At 50.7% G+C, this 17895-nt stretch carries 17 protein-coding genes and 4 tRNA genes; 19 read left to right on the top strand and 2 right to left on the bottom strand.

Annotated features, from left to right (window positions below):
• Positions 1-23 precede the first annotated feature (23 nt).
• Both nudE and cysQ read left to right on the top strand, forming a co-directional pair.
• Positions 24-572, top strand: coding sequence for an ADP compounds hydrolase NudE (gene nudE / locus BLP64_RS06520; protein WP_092592910.1), 549 nt, complete (start codon positions 24-26; stop codon positions 570-572).
• Positions 569-1423, top strand: coding sequence for a 3'(2'),5'-bisphosphate nucleotidase CysQ (gene cysQ / locus BLP64_RS06515; RefSeq protein WP_233340118.1), 855 nt, complete (start codon positions 569-571; stop codon positions 1421-1423). Before nudE ends, cysQ begins: the two co-directional genes overlap by 4 nt.
• Here cysQ and BLP64_RS06510 read toward each other — a convergent pair.
• Complete coding sequence (locus tag BLP64_RS06510) at positions 1389-1613, bottom strand: YheU family protein (RefSeq protein ID WP_092592908.1); 225 nt, start codon at positions 1611-1613, stop codon at positions 1389-1391. The two genes, cysQ and BLP64_RS06510, sit on opposite strands and share 35 nt — an antisense overlap.
• Positions 1610-3499 (bottom strand): ATP-binding cassette domain-containing protein, encoded by a 1890-nt coding sequence (locus tag BLP64_RS06505; RefSeq protein WP_092592906.1) that lies wholly within the window; start codon positions 3497-3499, stop codon positions 1610-1612. Before BLP64_RS06505 ends, BLP64_RS06510 begins: the two co-directional genes overlap by 4 nt.
• A gap of 68 nt (positions 3500-3567) precedes the next feature.
• On the opposite strand from BLP64_RS06505, the gene BLP64_RS06500 reads away from it, so the two are divergent.
• From BLP64_RS06500 to BLP64_RS06420, 17 genes are all read left to right on the top strand, one after another.
• A complete protein-coding gene (locus tag BLP64_RS06500) occupies positions 3568-3777 on the top strand; it encodes a YheV family putative zinc ribbon protein (protein WP_092592904.1) in 210 nt (69 codons plus the stop codon).
• Positions 3778-3808: 31 nt separating this feature from the next.
• A complete protein-coding gene (locus tag BLP64_RS06495) occupies positions 3809-4747 on the top strand; it encodes a M14 family metallopeptidase (protein WP_092592902.1) in 939 nt (312 codons plus the stop codon).
• Between the two features lie 18 nt (positions 4748-4765).
• Positions 4766-6322, top strand: a complete 1557-nt coding sequence (locus tag BLP64_RS06490; RefSeq protein WP_092592900.1) for an NAD(P)H-hydrate dehydratase — start codon at positions 4766-4768, stop codon at positions 6320-6322.
• Positions 6301-6795 (top strand): tRNA (adenosine(37)-N6)-threonylcarbamoyltransferase complex ATPase subunit type 1 TsaE, encoded by a 495-nt coding sequence (gene tsaE, locus BLP64_RS06485; protein WP_092592898.1) that lies wholly within the window; start codon positions 6301-6303, stop codon positions 6793-6795. Before BLP64_RS06490 ends, tsaE begins: the two co-directional genes overlap by 22 nt.
• Positions 6777-8090 carry an N-acetylmuramoyl-L-alanine amidase gene (locus BLP64_RS06480; RefSeq protein WP_092592896.1) on the top strand — a complete coding sequence of 438 codons (1314 nt, stop codon included), beginning with the start codon at positions 6777-6779 and terminating at the stop codon, positions 8088-8090. Before tsaE ends, BLP64_RS06480 begins: the two co-directional genes overlap by 19 nt.
• A gap of 21 nt (positions 8091-8111) precedes the next feature.
• On the top strand, positions 8112-9815 hold the full coding sequence (mutL, locus tag BLP64_RS06475) for a DNA mismatch repair endonuclease MutL (RefSeq protein ID WP_092592894.1): 1704 nt from the start codon (positions 8112-8114) through the stop codon (positions 9813-9815).
• Entirely contained in the window at positions 9812-10768 is a 957-nt protein-coding gene (miaA, locus tag BLP64_RS06470; protein WP_092592892.1) for a tRNA (adenosine(37)-N6)-dimethylallyltransferase MiaA, read from the top strand. Before mutL ends, miaA begins: the two co-directional genes overlap by 4 nt.
• A 143-nt stretch (positions 10769-10911) precedes the next feature.
• A complete protein-coding gene (hfq, locus tag BLP64_RS06465) occupies positions 10912-11163 on the top strand; it encodes an RNA chaperone Hfq (RefSeq protein WP_092592890.1) in 252 nt (83 codons plus the stop codon).
• Positions 11164-11189: 26 nt separating this feature from the next.
• A complete protein-coding gene (gene hflX, locus BLP64_RS06460) occupies positions 11190-12485 on the top strand; it encodes a ribosome rescue GTPase HflX (protein WP_092592888.1) in 1296 nt (431 codons plus the stop codon).
• Between the two features lie 65 nt (positions 12486-12550).
• On the top strand, positions 12551-13711 hold the full coding sequence (gene hflK, locus BLP64_RS06455; protein WP_092592886.1) for an FtsH protease activity modulator HflK: 1161 nt from the start codon (positions 12551-12553) through the stop codon (positions 13709-13711).
• A 3-nt stretch (positions 13712-13714) separates the two neighbouring features.
• Complete coding sequence (hflC, locus tag BLP64_RS06450; RefSeq protein WP_092592884.1) at positions 13715-14599, top strand: protease modulator HflC; 885 nt, start codon at positions 13715-13717, stop codon at positions 14597-14599.
• Positions 14600-14760: 161 nt separating this feature from the next.
• Positions 14761-15933 carry an aminotransferase class V-fold PLP-dependent enzyme gene (locus BLP64_RS06445; RefSeq protein WP_092592882.1) on the top strand — a complete coding sequence of 391 codons (1173 nt, stop codon included), beginning with the start codon at positions 14761-14763 and terminating at the stop codon, positions 15931-15933.
• A gap of 75 nt (positions 15934-16008) precedes the next feature.
• A complete protein-coding gene (locus BLP64_RS06440) occupies positions 16009-17307 on the top strand; it encodes an adenylosuccinate synthase (protein ID WP_092592880.1) in 1299 nt (432 codons plus the stop codon).
• A gap of 89 nt (positions 17308-17396) precedes the next feature.
• Positions 17397-17472, top strand: a tRNA-Thr gene (locus BLP64_RS06435).
• 15 nt (positions 17473-17487) lie between these two features.
• Positions 17488-17572 (top strand) — tRNA-Tyr (locus tag BLP64_RS06430).
• 63 nt (positions 17573-17635) lie between these two features.
• Positions 17636-17710 (top strand) — tRNA-Gly (locus tag BLP64_RS06425).
• Between the two features lie 15 nt (positions 17711-17725).
• Positions 17726-17801, top strand: a tRNA-Thr gene (locus BLP64_RS06420).
• The last annotated feature ends 94 nt before the right edge of the window (positions 17802-17895 follow it).

Below are 17895 nucleotides of genomic sequence, written 5' to 3'. Positions count from 1 at the left end.
TTAGCCAGTAATATGGGATTCTTATGTCTAATAAACCCATTCCTGAGATTTTGGCACGTCATGTTGTTGCGCAAAGTCGTCTGTTACGGATTGAAGCGGTCGATTTGAAGTTTAGCAATGGGGTGGAACGCCAATTTGAACGTTTAGCAGGTAGCGGCCGCGGGGCAGTGATGGTGGTCCCGTTTCTTGACGACGATACCCTGATTTTAATCCGTGAATATGCCGCCGGCCTGCATAATTACCAGTTGGGCTTCCCGAAGGGGTTGATTGATCCCAATGAGACGCCCGAGCAAGCGGCCAATCGTGAGTTAAAAGAAGAAATTGGCTATGGGGCACGGCAGTTGATCCCGTTAAAAAGTGTAACCATGGCGCCTCAATTTTTTGCTGCGACCATGCATATCTTTATGGCCCGTGACTTGTACCAAGAGTCATTGCCTGGGGATGAACCAGAACCGTTAGAAAAAGTTCTTTGGTCCATTCACGAGAGCGAAGAATTAATGAACCAACATGATTTTACCGAGGCACGAAGCATTGCTGCGTTACTCCTTACTTTGCGAGAGCTAAATCAGTGACGGAAGCTGGTTCGACAGACCTTTTACATCACTGGCTGACGGGGGCCGCCGCCGTTGCCAAGCAGGCTGGTCAGCTCATTTTAGAGCTGTACGAAGAACAAGCCTTCGAAACCTACCATAAAGACGATGAATCGCCAGTGACCAGTGTGGACTTTGCGGCCAATCGTTTAATTGTCGATGGATTGGCGGCGTTAACGCCAACCATTCCAATTTTGTCGGAAGAGGGCTCCCATTTAGCGTTTGCAGAACGGCAACAGTGGCCCCGCTATTGGATTGTTGACCCGTTGGATGGCACGCAGGAGTTCATTGCTCGCAGTGGTGATTTTGGAGTGATCATTGCACTGATTGAGAATCATCAGCCCGTGTTGGGAATTATTTATTGGCCACCCGGGGATGTGCTTTACACGGCCCAGCGGGGGCGAGGGGCTTTTCGAACGGATCGCTTTGGCAGTCGTCAAATTCATGTGCGCCAATTAGTGGATCCCCAGCACGATGTGTTGACCTTAGCCGTTAGTCGGCGTCAACCGCGCGAGCGCGTGCTAATGCGAATGAATCAAAAGCGCTCGGTTCAATTGATTCATGCGGGCAGCTGCTCACTGAAAGCGTGCATGATTGCCGAAGGGCGAGCAGATTGTTTTTTACGGGTGGGGCCAACCGGAGAGTGGGATACTGCGGCAGCTGAAGTGATTGTCGCTGAGGCCGGTGGCACCATTGTCAGTGAGCATTTTACGCCGCTTACTTATAATCGAAGCGAGCACCTTGGTAACCCCAATTTCCTAGTGCTTGGTGACCCTGCCGTCCCCTGGAAGCAAGTGTTTACTTACCATCTAGAGGCTGATCAGCGGGCATAATATTGACGGTTTCATATAACTCGGACCAAACCAGAATGGCCGTTCCGGCGACTAATTGCGCCCGCACATCTGCCACTTTTTCAGCGAGTGACTTTTCTTCATCACCGTAGTCGGTGCCTTCGCGCAAGACGAAGGCTTCGATAATGTTAGTGAGTGTGCTCGGGTCGAGTTGTTGCCATGGAATCATCATAAATTAAGAGCCTCCTGCAGCGCCTCTTCCGCTGCCATCCATTCATCTTCGGCAATGGCTAACTGGGCCTGCGCCTTGGCTTGTTGTTGCAATATGTCCGTTAATTCGGCTTTATGTTCAGTTTCGTATAATCGCGTATCGGCAAGCCGTTCGTTCAGTTCGGCGAGCCGCGATTCTGCTGTTTGCAGCTGCTGCTCTGCCTTTTTAACCCGATCTTTTAATGGCTTAAGTGCCTGCCGTCGTTCTGCCGCATCACGTTTCTCATCTTTGCGGCTTGGCTTGGCGCGTGCTGTATCGTTGGTGTTTTCTGCCGCCGGGCTTTGTTGCTTTAACCAATCATGATAAGCATCCAAATCGCCCGCAAAGGGTTCCACCCGCTGATTCGCCACCAAATAAAACTCATCCACCGTGGTCCTTAACAGGTGACGGTCGTGCGACACAATAACCATTGCCCCGGTAAACTCCTGCAGGGCATAGACCAAGGCTTCGCGCATGCTGTTATCCAAGTGGTTGGTTGGCTCATCCAGCAAGAGCAAATTAGGCCGTTGATAAACAATCAGAGCCAACACTAAACGAGCTTTTTCACCACCGGACATTGGGCCGACCAAGCGCGTCGCATCATCACCACGAAATCCAAAGCCGCCTAGGTAATCACGGAGTTGTTGCTCCGTTGCTTGCTGATCGAGACGTTGGAGATGTAACAATGGGGTGGCATCAACTTGCAGAGTTTCGAGCTGATGCTGAGCAAAATATCCCAATTTCACAGCTGGATTAATTGCTGCAACCCCCGCTTGTGGCTGCAGCTCACCTGCTAGCAGTTTGACGAGGGTTGATTTGCCCGCCCCATTGCGCCCTAGGAGTCCAATGCGGCTGCCAGGAACCAGATTGAATTGGATTTTTTCCAACACCACGGTGTCCCCATAGCCGATTTGAACCTGCTCTAGGGTAAGCAGCGGGTTGGGCAGTTGCTCTGGGGGCTTAAATGAAAACTCAAAATGACTGGCGGCCCGCAAAGGCGCGCTGGCTTGCAAGCGTTCAAGGGCTTTAATGCGGCTTTGCGCTTGCTTGGCTTTACTGGCTTTGTAGCGAAAGCGGTCGATAAAGCTTTGTAAATGCTTTCGTTGTGCTTGCTCTTTATCAAATTGTGCTTGCTGCTGAGCGAGTTGTTCTGCTTGTTGTTGCTCAAAACTACTGTAGTTACCGGTATAGCTGGTGGCGCGTTGCTGATCAATATGAATGATTTGTTGAACTGTGGCGTCTAAAAAGTCACGGTCGTGCGAAATAATGATCAAGGTTCCGGGGAAGCGCTGTAGCCATTCTTCAAGCCAGAAGATTGCGTCAATATCTAAGTGGTTCGTTGGTTCGTCCAGTAACAACAAATCGGCGCGGGCAATTAAGGCTTGAGCCAGGTTGAGGCGCATCCGCCAGCCCCCAGAAAAGGCTTTGACTGGCGTGTGAATTTGGTCTGGCTGGAACCCTAGCCCTGCTAATAGCGATGCGGCGCGAGCAGGGGCATCGTACCCCCCAATGGTGGCGAGCTGATCATGGCATTGGCCAATGGCAAGGCCATCGTGATCACGTTCAGCTTGCGCCAAGCGTTGTTCAATCTGGCGTAATTCCTGATCTCCGTCTAACACATAATCCAGAGCGGATTGGTCAAGCGCGGGTGTTTCTTGCTTTACACTTGCAATGCGCCACCCTTTGGGCACCTCACAATCGCCTTTATCAAGGCTTAATTCACCCCGTAACAAGGCAAATAAGGATGACTTACCGGTTCCGTTACGGCCAATCAAGCCGACGTGGTGGCCAGGGAACAGAGTAAATGAGGCATCTTCGAGCAATAGTTTGCCGCCGCGCATTAAGCTAGCCGCGCGAATCGTTATCATGATGTGTCCTAACTTGGGTTCAACTGATTTTTCTGCGACAATTATACCTGATAGCCACAGAGGTGAATATGACTCAAACACGGAAACGATTTATTGCAGGTGCTGAGTGTCCCGCGTGTCATCTGGAAGACACGCTGATGTTGACAGTTACAGGGGAACAGGAAGAAGTTCACTGTGTGCAATGCGGACATCAGTTTTCTGAGCGTGGGGCAAAACCCGCAGCGACGACCACCAATTCGGAGCAACCCGGCTTAATTGGTATTTTTAAACCTGATTAAGGCTCGCCTCTTATTCAATAAAGGACACACCATGAGAACATCGCACTATCCAATCGGAACCCCTGGGCAGCCATGGGGAGCTGAAGAAAAGCAACAATGGCTGGAGCAACAACAGATTAAACGCTCATACTTTGATGAGGTTGTCAGTAAAATCAATCGGTTGCATGAGCAATTTGATGTTGAACAGTATGGTGTGCTGGATTACCCGGCCAATACCTATCCGGTCTTTATTCTTCGTTCTACTCAGTGGGATGCGAACCGCCCGACGGTACTGGTTACTGGTGGGGTTCACGGTTATGAAACATCTGGAGTGCATGGTGCCTTAGCATTCGCTGAACGTCATGTTCCTCATTATCGGCAGTGGTTTAATTTTGTGATTGTGCCCTGCTTAAGCCCTTGGGGTTATGAAACGGTCAATCGCTGGAACCCTTATGCGATTGACCCAAATCGGTCATTTTATGCCAATAGCCCAGCAGCAGAATGCGCATTGTTGATGAGCTACTTAGAGCGCCATGAATTCAGCTTTATCATGCATATCGACTTGCATGAAACCACGGACACCGATAACTCAGAGTTTCGTCCCGCATTGGCAGCACGAGAGGGCACGGTGAATACCAACTGGAACATTCCGGATGGGTTTTATACTGTTGGGAGTTCGGAAAAGCCAACGCCTGAATTTCAGCGAGCAGTGATAGAAGCAGTTCGTCAAGTGACCCATATTGCGCCTCCTGATGAAGCTGGCCAAATTATTGGAGCACCGGTAGAGCAAGAGGGTGTGATTCATTATGCTGGCCGCAAGTTAGGGCTCTGTATGGGAATGACCGATGCACCTTATGTGACCACCACGGAAGTTTATCCGGATAGCGCTAAAACCTCGCCGGAAGAATGCATTGAAGCGCAGGTCGCAGCAGTGCTCGGCGGTTTAAACTACATTCTTCAAAATGAGTTGGGGCAGGCTGTTACCAATTAACCCGAAGGCCAATGAGTGATGCCAGCAACGCTCAATCGAAAGGTGTACACCACCGCCCAAATTCGCGCGGCGGAACAACAGGCAGTGACCCATCTCAAGGTGAGTTTAAGCCAGTTAATGCAGCGCGCGGCACACGCCTGTCTACAACGCTTGCAAGCGCAACAACCCGCTCCCGCGCGGGTCGTGGTCCTTTGTGGGCCGGGGAATAATGGTGGCGATGGTTGGGTGCTGGCGCGGCTCGCGCAGCAAGCCGGTTACCAAGTGCAAGTGTTTGCCGTCACGCCACGCTCCGACTTGGCTCAGCTAGCGGCGCAAGCTTGGCATGATAGTGGTGGAATCTCACACCCGCTGGCCGCATTCAACCCGACCCACCGCGAACAGAGTGACGTGGTGGTGGATGCCGTGTTTGGGAGCGGTTTGAATCGCTCCGTTACCGAGCAATTTGCCGATTGCATTGCCGTGCTGAATACCCAGCCACGACGTTGTTGGGTGTTGAGTATTGATATCCCCAGTGGGCTTAATAGTGATACGGGACGGCCTTGCCCCATCGCGGTTCGGGCCGATTGGACGGTCAGCTTCATTGCCTTAACGCTAGGGCTGGTGACCGGACAAGCCGCTCATTATTGTGGGCATATCGAACTGGCCGAGCTGGGAATTGCATCGTGCCTCCGGTCACAGCAACCGGTGTTAGAGGTGATCGATGCATCAACAGTAGTCCACTCGCTGCCTGCTCGTGCGAAAACTGCTCACAAAGGTGACTTTGGCCATGTGGTAGTGATTGGTGGCGGTCCGGGCATGAGCGGCGCTGCCATATTAGCGGGGCAAGCCGTATTACGCTGTGGTGCTGGGAAAGTGTCCATTGCGTGTCACCCCACCAGCCAGCTAGCTATCGCCGCTGCCCAACCCGAGTTCATGGTGCACGCTGTCACTGACAGTGTTAGTCTATTGTTAAGCAAGGCCGATGTCGTTGTTATCGGACCCGGTTTGGGGCAATCTGAGTGGGCGCAGCAGCTAGTCATCGCAGTGGCAGATTGGGACGGGACGGTGGTGTGGGATGCCGACGGCCTGAACCTCTTGGCAGCATTGGCGTTGTTGAAGCCAGCCAATAGTGAATGGGTCATGACACCTCACCCCGGAGAGGCGGGGCGCTTGTTAGGGACGAGTACTGCGGCAGTTGAGCAGGACCGTTGGCACGCCTTAACTCAAATTTGTCAGAACTTTCAGGCGCATGCGCTACTCAAAGGGGCAGGAACCTTAGTTCAATCAGTGACGCATCCCACGGGATGGGTCTGTCGCCGTGGGTCCCCGGCATTAGCAACGGGTGGTAGTGGTGACGTACTCAGTGGCGTGGTGGCAGCTTTATTGGCCCAACGATTACCGATTCCAGATGCCTTGGTTACTGCGGTGTGGTTGCATGCGGTGGCCGGGGAATTGGCAAGTTGTGATGGCGAGCGTGGGACGATAGCCAGTGATCTTCTCCTACCGCTCCGGCAATTGAGCAACCCAGCTCAATGGTCCGCTGAAATTCGTTCCGTAATCAACATAGAAGACGTATGCAAAAAACCACTTATTTAGCGGATGAAGCCGCCTTACTTTCCTTAGCAAGCCGCTTAGCACAAAACGTGACTCGTTATCACGATAGGTTGAGTGCACCGGGCCTGACTATCTATTTGTTGGGGGATTTAGGGGCGGGCAAGACCACCTTTAGTCGAGGTTTTATCCAACAGCTCGGGCATCAAGGTCATGTGAAAAGCCCCACCTATACCCTGGTGGAAACTTATGAACTTCCCCCGTGGACAGTTCATCACTTTGATTTATATCGGCTTGCTGATGCAGAAGAACTTGAATTTATGGGCATCCGTGATTACCTTGGATCCGATCGAATCGTTTTAGCAGAATGGCCCCAACGCGGTGAGGGCTATTTACCATCACCGGATTTAACGATAACGATTGATTATGTCGATACGGCACGGTCAATCACTATCAATGCGCTAACAGAACGAGGCCGAGTATTGCTCGATACCATCGAATGCGAAACGTTGTCATAAAAATAGCTTTATTGTGCGTGCTATGGTGTGGTGCAACCCATGCCAACCAAATTGAAAATGTACGGATCTGGCCTGCGCCTGAAAATACGCGGGTGGTATTCGACCTGCGTGATACTCCAGATTATAGCTATTTTACGATTTACGATACCAAGCCTTATCGACTGGTCATTGATTTTAATCACACCAAACTGGGGACTGATTTATCAAAAATCAGTAATGAATCGTTATTGATTCATAAGATCCGCACCAGTACCCCCAAAAACGCCAATTCGACCCGAATTGTGTTAGAGCTGAGCGATAAAATTGAAGCAACGGTATTTCCGTTGGCTGCCAATGATCGTTATGGTGAACGCTTGGTGCTGGATTTGCCGGGACGTTCCATTGAGCGCCGAACCCAAGCGTTGACAGTTGAACAGCTTAAAGAGCGTAAGGTGACGGTCGCGATAGATGCAGGTCACGGTGGCGATGATCCGGGCTCCATTGGGCCTCGCGGTACCTATGAAAAGCACGTTGTGCTAAAAATCGCTAAGGCATTAGCAGACATTATTAACCAAGACAGTGCCATGCAAGCGTATCTGATTCGTTCGGGTGACTATTATGTCGGATTAAAAGAACGAACCCGTAAAGCCGAAGAAATTAAAGCAGACTTGTTGGTTTCTATTCATGCGGACGCGTTCACCTCACCGCAGCCGCGTGGGGCGTCCGTGTGGGTGCTATCGACCCGCCGCGCCAATAACGAAATGGGCCGCTTATTGGAGGATAAAGAGCGGTTATCGGATGTTCTCGGTGGAGTGGACATGACGGTGGGTGAAGATGACACCTACGGCTACATTAGTAAAACGTTTCTGGATTTAAGCATGGGGCATGCCATGAGTACGGGGTACGAAATGGCTAAGGAAGTCATTGCCGAAATGAAGCAAGTGGCGCATATGCATAAGCATGAGCCGCAGCACGCCAGTTTAGCCGTGCTCACATCAGGCAATGTGCCGTCGATGCTGATCGAAACGGGCTTTATTTCGAATCCTCAAGAAGAACAGCTATTACTGACGAATAAGCATCAACAGCAGCTGGCGCGTGCTATGTATCAAGGAATTCGCAACTATTTCCAGCGCCGCCCGCCCGATGGTACCTTGTTCGCTACCCAACGTAGCAGTACTCATATCGTGCGCTCAGGAGAATCGCTTTCGGTGTTGGCGCAACGGTATAATACCACCGTGAAGGCCATTAAAGAGCGCAATGGACTCACGAGTAATGTGTTGCACGTCGGGCAAAAGCTCGAAATTCCATCATCGTAATTTGTAAATTAGGTTGCCTTTATGCCCATACAATTGCTGCCGATTAGTCTGGCAAACCAGATTGCGGCAGGCGAAGTCATTGAGCGGCCTGCATCGGTTGTCAAAGAGCTCGTAGAAAATTGTCTCGATGCGGGTGCGACTCATATCGTGGTCGACATCGAACAAGGGGGACGGCGTCGGATTCGGGTACGTGACAATGGTATCGGAATTCCTAAAGCCGAGTTACCGCTTGCGTTGAGTCGCCATGCCACCAGTAAAATTAGTTCCTTGGCAGATTTAGAAGCCATTCAAAGTTTAGGGTTTCGGGGCGAGGCCTTAGCCAGTATTAGCTCGGTAGCGCGGCTAACGTTGACCTCCGCCACTGCGGAACAAACCGATGCCTGGCAAGTGTGGGTTGAAGGACGTGATATGGTTGCGGAGCTGGCGCCCGCTAGTCATCCGCAAGGCACCACGGTGGATGTGCAAGATTTATTCTTTAATACGCCGGCACGGCGTAAGTTTTTGCGCACGGACAAAACCGAATTCAACCATATTGATGAAGTGCTGCGTCGGATCGCCTTGGCCCGCTACGATGTTCGGTTTCAGCTGCACCATAACGATAAGTTAGTACGTCAATATACGGCCGTCGAGCAACCCGAAGATTATCTAAAGCGTGTCGCCCAAGTTTGCGGCACTCCATTTAGCCAAGAAGCGATTAGCGTTGAAAGTGAATCGGGCGCAGTGCGATTGTGGGGCTGGATTGCACCTGCAGCAGCCTGTCGTCATCAGGCGGATGTGCAATATTTTTATGTGAATGGCCGCATGATGCGGGATCGGTTATTGGGGCATGCGGTACGACAAGCCTATACGGATACCTTGCCCGAGGATCGGGTGCCAACATACGTTCTTTATTTAGAGTTGCCGCCTCAGGACGTTGATGTGAACGTGCATCCCGCCAAGCATGAGGTGCGCTTTCACCAAGCTCGGCTGATCCACGACTTTGTATTGCATGCAACCCGTCAAGTTCTCACTGCCCATGCGCCGCAACCTGCTGACACGGTTACGGTCTCGCGCAGCGAGCATGGCTATACCGCCAGTCACGCTGCTTTGACGGCCCAGGTGCAGGAGCTCACGCCCCGCCATCGGCAGGTGTTCCCGGATCGCCCGGCGGTGGACCTCACCGCGTTGAGCGAGTTAACCCGCTTATTGAACCGCACTGGCGACGCGAGCGGGCAAACAACGGCTTCGGCTCAAGTTCTGGCTGTGGTTGAACAGCGCTTCGCCTTGGTCAACGATGATCGTAAGGGATTGGGGTTGCTTGACTTGCAGCGAGTTCAACTGCGTGATTTAAGTCAGCGTATTGGGCAACAATTGACGTTGGGGTTAGCGGGGCAGCCGTTATTAATCCCGCTTAAACTGACCGATTCCGACGTGGTTCAAACCATGCGGGCGTGTGCCCCGAAACAACTTGCGTTGCTTGGGGTACGTTATGAATTACAGGGCCAGTCCGTGATTATTTTTGATGTTCCTTCGGCGTTACGACAATCCGATATCGCCAGTGTGTTGCCCCAGTTATTGGCGTTACGCGATCAGCCTGAACAATTGGCAACTTGGTTGGCGCAGCATCAGGTGCAAACCCATTACTCGCTGACGCAAGCAGAACATTGGCTGGCGCACAGCCAGGGCGGCCAAGATACCGCCTGGATACCTTTACCGTTACCCCCGTTACCGGAGCCCTTACGATGAGTGAGCCTTTTGTTATTTGTCTGTATGGGCCAACCGCGGCCGGGAAAACAGGGTTGGCGATGGCGCTTGCAGAGCAGCTGCCATGCGACATTATTTCGGTTGATTCTGCCTTAATCTATCGTGGCATGGATATTGGCACGGCAAAGCCCACTGCCGCAGAGTTAGCCCAGGCGCCTCACCGATTGATTGATATTTGTGACCCTGCCGAAAGCTATTCTGCTGCGCAGTTCGCTGCCGATGCTCGCGCTGCGATTGACGATATTATCGCGCAGGGGCGGATCCCGCTGTTGGTGGGCGGTACCATGCTGTACTTCAAAGCGTTATTGGAAGGCATGTCCTATTTACCCGAGGCAGATCCTCAGTTGCGGGAGCAATTACAACAGCGACTGCAAGAGGAGGGCTCGGCCGCCCTCCACCGTGAGTTGCAGCAATGTGATCCTGACAGTGCGCAGCGCATTCATCCCAATGATCCGCAACGCATCTTGCGTGCCTTAGAAGTTTTCGCTTTAACTGGCCTACCATTAACCGTCTTGACGGAGGAGCGGCATGGGGCCTTGCCTTATCCGCTCGTACAAATTGCCGTAGCACCGCCCGATCGAGCCGTGTTACATGAGCGGATAGAGCAGCGTTTTCGCCAAATGCTCGACCAAGGTTTAATAGCAGAAGTGAGCCAGTTGCGGTTACGCTCCGATTTGCATTTGGACCTGCCGTCCATGCGTTGTGTTGGCTACCGGCAGGTTTGGCAATACTTGGATGGCGAGCTGAGTTATGAAGAAATGGTTGATCGTGGAATTTTTGCAACTCGGCAGTTGGCCAAGCGCCAACTGACTTGGTTGCGTAAATGGCCAAATGTTCACTGGCTTGACAGTGATGCGGCGGATTTAGTGGAGCAGGCATTACGTCTTTGCCGACAGCCTGCCCAAATCTTTACACAAAGCAACCTTGAAAAGTAAAACTTGCACCTTATATTCAGTATAACTGAAATAAACATGAACAAGCTTTGAAATTCATAGAATTCAACTATATTTAAGTGGCTAGCAGGGGTAATTAAATCTTGAGAGCTAGGCACCAACAATAACAAAAAAGGAATATCATTATGGCTAAGGGGCAAACATTACAAGACCCGTTTTTGAATGCGCTTCGGCGTGAGCGTGTGCCGGTGTCAATTTACCTCGTGAATGGAATAAAATTACAAGGCCAAATTGAATCATTTGATCAGTTCGTGATTTTGTTAAAAAATACCGTCAGCCAAATGGTATATAAGCATGCCATTTCAACGGTTGTCCCAGCGCGGATTCCGCAAAACTATTTGCCGCTGGGCGGCGATAATGAAGAGTCGATTGATTAACCTCAACGAGTAGGAGCAGCGATAGCTTGTTTGATAGATTTGAAAGTGGTGAGCGGGCTATCCTGGTCCATGTTGATTTTCCTGCGGAAATCGATCGTGAAGATTTGTCTGAATTGAAGCTATTGGTGGCATCTGCTGGGGTTGAAACCCTAGCGGTTGTCACAGCTGCACGCAGCACACCAAGTTCTCGTTATTTTGTCGGTTCAGGGAAAGCAGAAGAAATTGCCGATCATGTGCGGTTGTTTGACGCCAATGTGGTGATTTTTAACCATAGCTTGACTCCCACCCAAGAACGAAACCTCGAAAAATTATGTCAGTGCCGTGTGTTGGACCGCACTGGCCTCATTCTTGATATTTTTGCGCAACGAGCGCGCACCCACGAGGGTAAGTTACAAGTTGAGCTCGCCCAACTCCGCCATATTTCAACCCGCTTGGTACGTGGTTGGACGCACTTAGAACGCCAAAAAGGTGGGATCGGTTTACGGGGTCCGGGTGAAACTCAGTTGGAGACAGACCGACGGTTAATTCGGGCGCGGATTAAATATATTTTATCGCGGCTCGAAAAAGTCGAAAAACAACGGGAGCAAGGTCGCCGTGCACGGCAACGGGCAGAAATTCCAACGGTGTCATTAGTCGGCTATACCAACGCCGGAAAATCAACCTTGTTTAACCAACTGACGGAAGCTGAGGTGTATGCGGCGGACCAGTTGTTTGCCACCCTTGACCCAACCCTACGCAAATTGAATCTGCCAGATGTTGGCCCCATTGTCTTCGCGGATACCGTTGGATTTATTCGGCATCTGCCGCACGAATTAGTCGCGGCTTTTAAAGCGACCTTACAAGAAACGCTTGAAGCCGATCTCTTGTTACACGTGATTGATGTTGCCGATGATCGCCAAGCAGAAAATATTCATCAGGTGCAAGAAGTCTTGCAGGAGATTGGTGCCGATGAAATTCCTCAATTACTCATTTGCAATAAAATTGATAAACTGGTTGATATTGAACCTCGAATTGACACCGACGATGAAGGCATGCCGAGCCGTGTTTGGCTCTCTGCGCAGACCGGCGCTGGTATCGATTTGTTACAAGAAGCCTTAGTGCAACGCTTGCGTCCTCGCATGGTTAGCGTATCCTTACGGATTCCGCCGTCGATGGGAAAACTGCGCGGCAAGCTTTATGCGATGAAAAGTGTCACTGGGGAACAAACTTGTGAAGACGGGCAAATGGCCCTGCAAGTACGTATGTCAGCAGTAGATTGGCAACGTCTGACGAAGCAAGTCGCTGAAGAATATGGCGATAACTTACAAGGCTTTGTAGAATAGACGCTAAAGCATGTCAATGACGGCAACAGAATACAATAAACTTTGACCCAGAACTGGAGTGTTAAATGGCCTGGAATCAACCGGGAAGCGGTAATAATGACCGTGATCCATGGAAAAACCAAGGCGGCCGTGAACAAGGTCCGCCTGATTTAGATGAAGCAATCCGTAACTTACTCGGCAAGCTAGGGCTTGGCGGGAATAAGGGACAAGGTAACAACAGCGGTGGTAAATCATCACGTGGCATGGGCGTCATTCTTGTCCTAGCAGTGGTGATTTGGTTTATTGCTGGCTTCTATACGGTGAAAGAAGCTGAGCGTGGCGTGGTGTTACGGTTTGGCGAATATCACGACTTGGTAGAGTCCGGATTACATTGGCGGCCATTCTTTGTGGATACCGTCGAAACGGTTGACGTGAGCAACGTGAAGCAATTCCAATCAGAAGGCTTCATGCTCACACAAGACGAAAACGTTGTGCATGTTGAGTTAGACGTACAGTATCGTATCGTGAATCCACGTGATTATTTATACGCGGTGGAAACGGCTGACCGTAGTTTAGCGCAGGCTACTGACAGCGCGTTGCGCTATGTGGTTGGTCATACAACCATGGATGAAGTTCTGACAGTAGGCCGTGAAAGCGTCCGGCAAAATACGTTGGAATTACTTGAAACCATCATTATGCCTTATCAATTAGGGATTCAAGTGGTTGACGTTAACTTGCTCCCAGCTCGTCCACCAGAAGCAGTGAAAGAAGCGTTCGATGACGCGATTGCAGCGCAAGAAGACGAACAGCGTTTCATTCGTGAAGCTGAGGCTTATGCCCGCGAAATTGAACCACTTGCACGTGGTCAGGTACAACGTATTTTACAAGAAGCTCAAGCCTATCGTGAGCAAACCGTCTTACGTGCCCAGGGTGAAGTAGCGCGCTTTGAAGAATTGTTACCACAATATAAAGCGGCAGCAACGGTGACACGTGAGCGGTTGTATTTAGAAACGCTGGAAAAAATCTATGCCAATAACGCCAAGGTGTTAGTGGATGTCGATGGCAGCAGCAATATGCTGTATTTACCGCTGGACAAAATTCTAGAGCGACAACGGGCGGCGCACCCAGCACCACGTGAGGCACAAGGAACGAATTCAACACCGAATTCAAGCTCACCTGCCTCCACCAATACGCAACGCCCAACAAGTGTTCGTACGAGTGATCGCTTCAATGAAGGTCGGGGGTAATCGATGAGAAACTTCGTAGCAGTATTAGTGATTGTCGCGATTGTGCTAGGTCTTTCTTCTATCTTTGTGGTGAAAGAAGGGCAGCGCGCGATTGTGGTTCAATTTGGGAAGGTTTTGCGTGACGCTGAAACCGGTGCGCCAAAGGTGTATGCACCTGGCCTGCATTTCAAACTTCCTTTTATTGAAGAAGTGAAGCGACTCGACGCACGCATTAAGACCTTAGACGGTAACCCTGATCGTTTCGTGACCAGCGAGAAAAAAGACTTAATCGTTGACACTTATGTGAAATGGCGTATTTCAGACTTTGCCACTTACTACTTATCGACCAATGGCGGGAACCAAGCACAGGCTGAAGCACTGTTAACTCGTCGTATCGGGAGTGGTTTGCGGGCTGAGTTTGGTAACCGGACGATTAAAGAAATCGTTTCGGGCGAGCGTGATAGTTTAATGCGTGAAGCATTAATTCGCGGTGCGAATAGTGCACAAGAACTGGGCATCGAAGTTATCGACGTCCGAGTCATGCAAATCAACTTACCGGTGGAAGTCAGTCAGTCGATCTTCCAACGGATGCGAGCAGAGCGTCAAGCAGTGGCGATGGAGCACCGTTCAGAAGGTCGTGAGCAGGCCGAGTTTATTCGTGCTGATGTGGATGCGCGGGTTGCGGTCATGTTATCCGATGCGGAACGTGAATCACGGAAGTTACGTGGTGAAGGGGATGCTGAAGCAGCGGGTATCTATGCCAGTGCTTATAACAAAGATCCAGAGTTCTTCTCATTCTTGCGTAGTTTGCAAGCTTATGAGCGCAGCTTTGAATCAGGTAACGACGTTCTTGTATTGGATTCAAGCAGTGAGTTTTTCAAGTACTTAAATAAAGCAACGGCGAAATAACTGCTGCTGTTAGTCGTTCCAAATAATGATCGAAAAGGCGAGTGTGGTGACCATACTCGCCTTTTTTAATGCGCGCGAACCAAAGGCGAGTGGTAGTAAAGCAGGGGTAAGCAAGGTACATTAACGGCATCATATTAGAATAATAAATGAGCCTGAACACCATGATGAAATCATACAAACATGCCTATCAGGGCTTTTTTAGTCAGCACCCTGAAACCCTCCATTGTGCCCCTCACAGCCATCATTATTGGCCGGATTGCACCCGCGATGCGCAGTTAGCATATTGGGACGATAGTGCCAAAGGGGTGGATCATAAGTGGGATATCATCTTTGGTGAACGAGTGCCCGACGTGCAACAGCATCTCGCGCGTTTATTGAATCACCCGTATCCCGAGCAGTTTGTGTTTGCTAGTAATACCCATGAGTTGTTGTATCGCGTGTTCAGTAGCTTTCCGGTAACGCAGCCGCTGCGAGTGTTAAGCACCGACAGCGAGTTCCATAGTTTTGCACGGCAAATGAAGCGGTTGCAGGAGCGGCCTCAATTTGAACTCGTCACCATTCCAACCGAGCCTTTTGCAACGTTCCCAGAGCGCTGGCGGCTTGCGGTGGAGCAGGGCAGTTATGAAGTCATCTTTACCAGCCAAGTGTTTTACAATTCAGGGGTGCTTGCACCGCCGTTGGAACACTGGTTACCAGCGGTGCCGGACCACACCTTAGTGATGATTGATGGTTACCACGGGTGTGGGGCAATTCCGACGGATTTAAGCCAAGTGGCAGCGCGGGTGTTTTATCTTGCAGGTGGCTATAAGTACTTGCAGGCAGGTGAAGGCTGTTGCTTTATGGCGGTTCCGAAAAACTGCCAGCTTCGCCCCGAGTATACCGGGTGGTTTGCAGACTTCGCTAATCTTGCGAAGCCCCAACAAGCGCAAGTTGCGTATGCGAATGATGGCATGCGGTTTGCTGGCGCGACCATGGATTTCAGCGGCCTTTATCGCCTCCAAGCGGTGCTGCATTGGTGGCAGCAGGAAGGGCTGACGGTTTCCCGGATGCACGCTTATGTGCAGCAATTACAGCATGAATTCTTGCAAATCATCGATGAATTAGAGCATCCGTTGTTGCGAAGAGAGCGCTTACTTGCCCCTGATTTAGCCCAACATGGCCACTTTTTAACGTTCAAACTAGACCATGAGTCACAGGTCAGTGAGCTTGCGCAACAGCTTGCGGATACAGGGGTTGCGACTGATTATCGGGGTGACCGGTTGCGCTTTGGCTTTGCCATTTACCACGAGGCTGCCGACTATCAGCGAATCAAGAAAGCGCTGCGCTCGAATTAAACGGGCTATCGCCAAATTGAAATACCTGATAAAATCGCGCCTGTTTTTTCATCAGTAACAGCTGGTAGTGAGATCATGGGTAAAAATGTAGTAATTTTAGGTACGCAATGGGGTGACGAGGGCAAGGGCAAAATCGTTGATTTGCTCACCGACAAAGCATCGTTAGTGGTTCGTTATCAAGGTGGCCATAACGCAGGTCATACCCTTGTTATTGACGGTGAGAAAACCGTTTTACACCTGATTCCTTCCGGTATCTTGCGTGATAACGTCAAGTGCATGATTGGAAATGGCGTGGTGTTATCACCAGAAGCGCTGATGAAAGAGATTGAAATGCTCGAAGCGCGTGGTGTTCCGGTGCGTGAGCGCCTGCTGATCAGTGAAGCATGTCCGTTAATTCTTCCGTATCACGTGGCTATCGATCAAGCGCGTGAGAAAGCGCGCGGTGACAAAGCGATTGGCACCACCGGGCGTGGCATTGGGCCAGCTTACGAAGATAAAGTGGCACGCCGTGCATTGCGGGTTGGTGACTTATTCCACTTTGAGCGGTTTGAAGAAAAGCTGCGTGAAGTTGTGGCTTACTATAACTTCACCTTGGAACATTATTATCACGTCGAGCCCGTCGATGTTGAAGCGGTATTAGCCTACTGCCGTTCGATTGCTGAGCCGTTGCGTGCAATGGTTGCTGATATTCCAGCGTTGCTTGATAACGCTCGTAAAGAAGGGCAGGCCATTATGTTTGAAGGCGCACAAGGTACCTTATTGGATATCGACCACGGCACCTATCCTTATGTCACCTCGTCGAATACCACCGCTGGCGGAGTATCAACGGGTTCAGGCTTTGGTCCTTGTTATTTGGATTATGTGCTGGGGATTGTGAAAGCCTATACGACCCGCGTGGGCAGTGGCCCCTTCCCAACCGAGTTGGATTGTGACGTTGGTGAACACCTGGGGGTGAAAGGGCATGAATTTGGTGCCACCACAGGGCGTAAACGTCGTACCGGGTGGTTTGATGCTGTTGCGGCGCGTCGTGCCGTGCAAATTAACTCAATTAGTGGGTTCTGTTTAACGAAGCTGGACGTGTTAGATGGTCTGGATGAGTTAAAAATTTGTGTGGGCTATCGCCTGCCTAACGGCGATGTGGTGGATTATCCGCCAATGGCGGCAGAAGACTACGAAGTGGTCGAACCAGTTTATGAAACCATGCCTGGTTGGCAACAAAGTACGGTTGGAATTACCGAACATAAAGAATTGCCAACCACAGCGTTAGCATATATAAAGAGAATTGAAGTTTTGACTGGCGTGCCAGTGGACATTATTTCAACAGGCCCGGACCGCTCTGAGACCATTATTTTGCGTCATCCGTTCGCAAATTGACCAATCAGACGCAGAAAGGCAAAAAAATTAACTTTTCCTATTGCATCATTAAATTCGATACAATAGAATGCGCTCCACCTAACCGGGGTGCCGGCATAGCTCAGTTGGTAGAGCAACTGACTTGTAATCAGTAGGTCGGGAGTTCGACTCTCTCTGCCGGCACCAACTCAAATGATGAGTGGAGGGGTTCCCGAGCGGTCAAAGGGATCAGACTGTAAATCTGACGGCTCAGCCTTCGCAGGTTCAAATCCTGCCCCCTCCACCACTTTGCATTGTTCTGATGATGCGGTGAGTTCAGAATGGTTTGAGGTGGCCCGATTCAAGGCATGCGGGTATCGTATAATGGCTATTACCTCAGCCTTCCAAGCTGATGATGTGGGTTCGATTCCCACTACCCGCTCCAATAAACATGTCTCGTGCTGATATAGCTCAGTTGGTAGAGCGCACCCTTGGTAAGGGTGAGGTCGGCGGTTCAAATCCGCCTATCAGCACCATGTCACCGGCCTTTCTCTTCCCTTCGCATTTGAACTTCGGCATAATCCCCGGTTATACAATCTTTTGAAAAAAAATTGGTGTTCACCACCGTAC

Source organism: Pseudidiomarina indica, from assembly GCF_900104245.1.
Classification (GTDB): Bacteria; Pseudomonadota; Gammaproteobacteria; order Enterobacterales; family Alteromonadaceae; genus Pseudidiomarina; species Pseudidiomarina indica.
This window is presented reverse-complemented; position numbering and strand designations above follow the sequence as displayed.

Excerpts from the sequence above, each read along its gene's own strand:
- nudE (WP_092592910.1), top strand. The coding sequence starts at position 24 with ATGTCTAATAAACCCATTCCTGAGATTTTGGCACGTCATGTTGTTGCG.
- BLP64_RS06510 (WP_092592908.1), bottom strand. The coding sequence starts at position 1,613 with ATGATGATTCCATGGCAACAACTCGACCCGAGCACACTCACTAACATT.
- BLP64_RS06505 (WP_092592906.1), bottom strand. The coding sequence starts at position 3,499 with ATGATAACGATTCGCGCGGCTAGCTTAATGCGCGGCGGCAAACTATTG.
- BLP64_RS06500 (WP_092592904.1), top strand. The coding sequence starts at position 3,568 with ATGACTCAAACACGGAAACGATTTATTGCAGGTGCTGAGTGTCCCGCG.
- BLP64_RS06495 (WP_092592902.1), top strand. The coding sequence starts at position 3,809 with ATGAGAACATCGCACTATCCAATCGGAACCCCTGGGCAGCCATGGGGA.
- BLP64_RS06490 (WP_092592900.1), top strand. The coding sequence starts at position 4,766 with ATGCCAGCAACGCTCAATCGAAAGGTGTACACCACCGCCCAAATTCGC.
- tsaE (WP_092592898.1), top strand. The coding sequence starts at position 6,301 with ATGCAAAAAACCACTTATTTAGCGGATGAAGCCGCCTTACTTTCCTTA.
- BLP64_RS06480 (WP_092592896.1), top strand. The coding sequence starts at position 6,777 with ATGCGAAACGTTGTCATAAAAATAGCTTTATTGTGCGTGCTATGGTGT.
- mutL (WP_092592894.1), top strand. The coding sequence starts at position 8,112 with ATGCCCATACAATTGCTGCCGATTAGTCTGGCAAACCAGATTGCGGCA.
- miaA (WP_092592892.1), top strand. The coding sequence starts at position 9,812 with ATGAGTGAGCCTTTTGTTATTTGTCTGTATGGGCCAACCGCGGCCGGG.
- hfq (WP_092592890.1), top strand. The coding sequence starts at position 10,912 with ATGGCTAAGGGGCAAACATTACAAGACCCGTTTTTGAATGCGCTTCGG.
- hflK (WP_092592886.1), top strand. The coding sequence starts at position 12,551 with ATGGCCTGGAATCAACCGGGAAGCGGTAATAATGACCGTGATCCATGG.
- hflC (WP_092592884.1), top strand. The coding sequence starts at position 13,715 with ATGAGAAACTTCGTAGCAGTATTAGTGATTGTCGCGATTGTGCTAGGT.
- BLP64_RS06445 (WP_092592882.1), top strand. The coding sequence starts at position 14,761 with ATGATGAAATCATACAAACATGCCTATCAGGGCTTTTTTAGTCAGCAC.
- BLP64_RS06440 (WP_092592880.1), top strand. The coding sequence starts at position 16,009 with ATGGGTAAAAATGTAGTAATTTTAGGTACGCAATGGGGTGACGAGGGC.